This window comes from Thermogutta sp. (assembly GCF_039793925.1).
GTDB lineage: Bacteria > Planctomycetota > Planctomycetia > Pirellulales > Thermoguttaceae > Thermogutta.
Genome location: NZ_JBAMME010000277.1, coordinates 1 through 3847 on the forward strand (window position 1 = coordinate 1; position 3847 = coordinate 3847).

4 protein-coding genes are annotated in these 3847 nt (G+C 56.6%); all 4 read left to right on the forward strand.

The annotated features are described in order from the left end of the window. A partial coding sequence (locus ABJK56_RS14010; RefSeq protein ID WP_347245288.1) for a hypothetical protein occupies positions 1-217 on the forward strand: 217 nt, incomplete at its 5' end. A gap of 643 nt (positions 218-860) precedes the next feature. Continuing rightward, complete coding sequence (locus ABJK56_RS14015; protein WP_347245289.1) at positions 861-1631, forward strand: DUF4261 domain-containing protein; 771 nt, start codon at positions 861-863, stop codon at positions 1629-1631. Positions 1632-1739: 108 nt separating this feature from the next. Continuing rightward, positions 1740-2867, forward strand: coding sequence for a sugar phosphate nucleotidyltransferase (locus tag ABJK56_RS14020; protein WP_347245290.1), 1128 nt, complete (start codon positions 1740-1742; stop codon positions 2865-2867). A 72-nt stretch (positions 2868-2939) separates the two neighbouring features. Further along, a complete protein-coding gene (locus ABJK56_RS14025; protein WP_347245291.1) occupies positions 2940-3773 on the forward strand; it encodes a ScpA family protein in 834 nt (277 codons plus the stop codon). Positions 3774-3847 lie beyond the last annotated feature (74 nt).

Sequence of the window (3847 nt, forward strand, 5' to 3'; positions counted from 1 at the left end):
TGAAATACTTTCTGTAAACAAAAAGAGGGTAAAGCTTCAAGCGGGCGAGGCTTGCATTTGCGATGTAGAATGGACGACTACGTCTATTGATGAAGTATATATTGGGGCCGTTGTGGTGACGTATTGTATGACGTTTGCAAAACCATCTATTGAGATTGACATTGAGAAGGGAATCTCCGTTGTGGCACCCCTAGTTGCGCTGAAGAAACTTGTTTGACCCTGCGAGTTCACAGTGAAGATGATCGTTTTAGCCTGGGAAATGGCTTCATCGTGAGCATTTTAAACACTGGCTGCACAGTTTACCGATTGCACGCGGCTGAATGCACCAATCCCAGTCTCGGTTGGGGATTGAACTCGTCCGCAGGATGTTAATCTGTCCACGTTTAGTTGGCGAATTGTGAACGTTTTAAAAGCCGGCGGCAAGATTTAAATGCGGTGTGATTGCTTGTCCGTGTCACTGGCTCGGCCAATTTAGGAGTCGCCGCATCGCCCGGGCGGGAAGAGCCGAAAAATCCACCATACAGCCGGGTCCTTCCTCAACGTCTCTTGCCATCCGGCAAAAGCGGCCCATGCCTGTTTGACTGATCCGTGGCCTTAATCGCCTTTCTTGCAGTGCAGAGCCGGCTATTAACCTAACGGCCTGTTTGAAAGCGGCGGATCTTCAGATTCAAACTGCTTCAAACTGCCTTGCTCTTTTTCTCCCGGTGCGCTAGAATGCGCAAGTCATGCGGATGTCCATCGGCAAAGGGAGACGACGGGAGAGCGGTCGCCGATGAGCGCCTTTGCGGGGGCACCCGGTGGTCAGAGTGGCGTCCCTATTGGGGCGTGTGAAAACGTGTGGAGAGACTGAGAGGTGACGTATGGAACCCCCGCTGGCAATGGTACTGTTAAAGCATCCCGCCAAGCCGTCTTTGGAAAAGCTCCAAGAAGCCATCCGGGCCAATTGGGAGGATGTCCCGCCCGTCGAGGAAGCACCCGTGTCGCTCCCCCCGGATGTCGATTTGCCGCCATTTCAGGCGATGCGGATGGGCGATACGGTGGCGTTTATCCTTTCGGAGGCGGAGCCTATTCCGGAGGAGGATCTCGAGCCTGCCTGTCTCTCGGCATGGTACTGGCCGGATGCACAAAAGGCGGTCAAAGAGCACACGGCACATTTGGTTGTGATTTTGCCGGAACCGCCGCAAGATCCCCTCGAGCGATACATCATCCTGACACAAATCACGGCGGCTTTGGCTCAGATCACAGACTCTGTGGCGGTGTTTTGGCCCCGGGCTCTTCTGGTCCACAAGCCGGAGGACTTCATCAATTCCGCCCGGCAGATGGGACCGGGCCAATTTCCGCTGGAGCTATGGGTGGGATTTCACGGGGAAGTGGACGAGGATCAAACGCTGACTTTGTTCACACGGGGTATGGCGGCTTTTTCACTTCCCGAAATTGAAGTTTACAACACGCGGCAGCAGCCCCAATTTGTCTATGAGCGGGTGTACAACATCGCGTATTATTTGCTCGAAAATGGCCCGGTCATCCATGATGGAGAGACGGTGGGGATGAACGAGGACGAGCGATACAAGGTGCGGATTGGTCCATCCCGTCTTGAACCGCGGATTCGGGCTCTCCAAGTGGAGATGTGAGACGCGTCCCTCGATAAATATTTTCCCGGAATGATCATTACAGGTTGCATCGTCAGCATCGGGTGAAATTCAGCGAACGGATTCAGTGCGTTTCGGGAGACAGCACAGATGCTGTATGCGGTGATCTTGGCTGGAGGATCCGGAACGCGCCTCTGGCCGGAGAGTCGTGCTGCCCGTCCCAAGCAATTGCTGCCCATCGGGGGCGAGAAAAGTTTACTGCGGGCCACGGTGGAGCGCGTTCTGCCGCTGGTTCCTCTCGATCGGGTCCTTGTAGCGACGAGCAAAGATTTGGCGCCGGTCATTGCCGAAGAGTTGTGTTTTCTCCCCCGAACTGCGATCCTGGTGGAGCCTGCCCCGAGGAATACGGCACCGTGTTTGGGCCTGGCCGCTGCCCGGCTCCTTCGTGAGGACCCGGAAGCGATCATGGCGGTGTTGCCCGCCGACCATGTGGTGTCGCCCGATGCAGCATTCCTGCACGATTTGGAAACAGGCGTGCGGCTGGTGATGGAGGATCCGCAGCGGTTGGTGACGTTTGGCATCCCCCCGACATATCCCTCGCCGTCTTTCGGGTACATCGAGCGGGGTGAGCCTCTCGCTTTTCCCAATGGTGTCAAACTTCAGGAGCACACTCGGGCAGAGAAAGCGCCACCGCCGCGGATCTTTCAGGCGAGACAGTTCTGGGAAAAGCCATCGCGGGAAACAGCCGAGAAATATCTGGCGGCGGGTACTTTCTACTGGAATGCCGGAATCTTTGTTTGGAAAGCGGCGACTTTATGGCAGGCGCTGGAGAGTTACTGTGCGGAAGTTTTTCAGCCCCTGGCCCGCATTGCTGCAGCCGCTGACTCACCCCGATTCAGCGATATACTGGAAGCCGAATTCCAGCAGATCAAAAACATCTCCATTGACTATGCCGTCATGGAAAAGGCGGAAAACGTCGTGGTGGTCGAGGCCACGTTTCGCTGGGATGACGTCGGTGGCTGGCGGGCGCTGGAGCGGCTGTTGACCGCCGATGACAGGGGCAACGTCGCCGATGCCCCGCGCGTGATTTTCCTGGATGCAGACGGCACGATCGTTCACAGTCGCCGGGAGGACCATCTCATCGCCACACTAGGTGTTAAAGACCTTGTTATCGTGGTCACTCCGGATGTCACACTGGTGGCCGACAAAAATCGGGAAGAAGAGGTTCGCCACCTTCTAAAGGAGCTGGAGCGGCGGGGATGGCGGGAGTATCTGTAATGCGTCGCGACGAAGGGATTTAAAGCGGTTCTTCTCGCACGGGCTCAGTTGATGTCGGAAAGGTAAATCGGAATGGCGGGAGGAACGACAGAATTCCGCGTCAATCTGGATGTGTTCCGCGGCCCGCTTGATGTCCTCCTCTATTTGATTCGCAAACACGAGCTGGCCATCACGGAGATTTCGGTCTCAGAAATCGCGGAGCAATTCCTGCAGTTTGTGGAATCGGTCCAGCCGCTGGACGTTGATACGGCAGCCGACTATTTGGCCATGGCGAGCTGGCTGGTGGAGCTCAAATCTTATGAGCTGCTACCGCACGGGGAGGAAATGCCGGAGGAATTCGTGTCGGAACCCCGCGAGGAGTTAGTACGGCGGCTTCTGGAGTACAAGCGCTACCGGGATCTGGCGTATCTTCTGGAAGAGCGTGCCAAAGAATGGCAAATGCGGATCCGTCGGCTGAGCGATGACCTTGGGGAAAACCCGGTTCAGCCGGCGGATGAGCCGCTCCAGGAAGTTCACCTGTGGGACCTCGTGCAGGCCTTTTTGCGGGTCCTCCAGGAGAGCGAGGTCCAGGCAGGGACGACGCTCGTCTACGACGACACCCCCATCCAGGTCTTCATGGAGCGTATCTACCGACGTTTGCTCGACTGCCAGCAACTCGCCTTCCGCGAACTCTTCTTACCCGGAATGCATAAGTCCACGCTGGTCGGGATTTTCATGGCGGTGCTGGAGCTGGTACGTTTCGGCTTCATTCGAGTCCAGCAGGAAGAGCTCTTTGGCGAGATCCTTCTTTCTCTGCGCGAGGACCGCCCACCGTATCACCCCTGGGAACCTCCCCCGACAACCGGAGAAAGGGAAATGCCCGGCGGCACGACCACTGGGCAAGCCTCTCCCCAAAGCGGACAATAGACGTTTCGCTGCAGTATGCCGGGTCTGACTGGTTTGAGGGAGAGTCTGTGAACAAGTGCGGGAAGCACCAACCT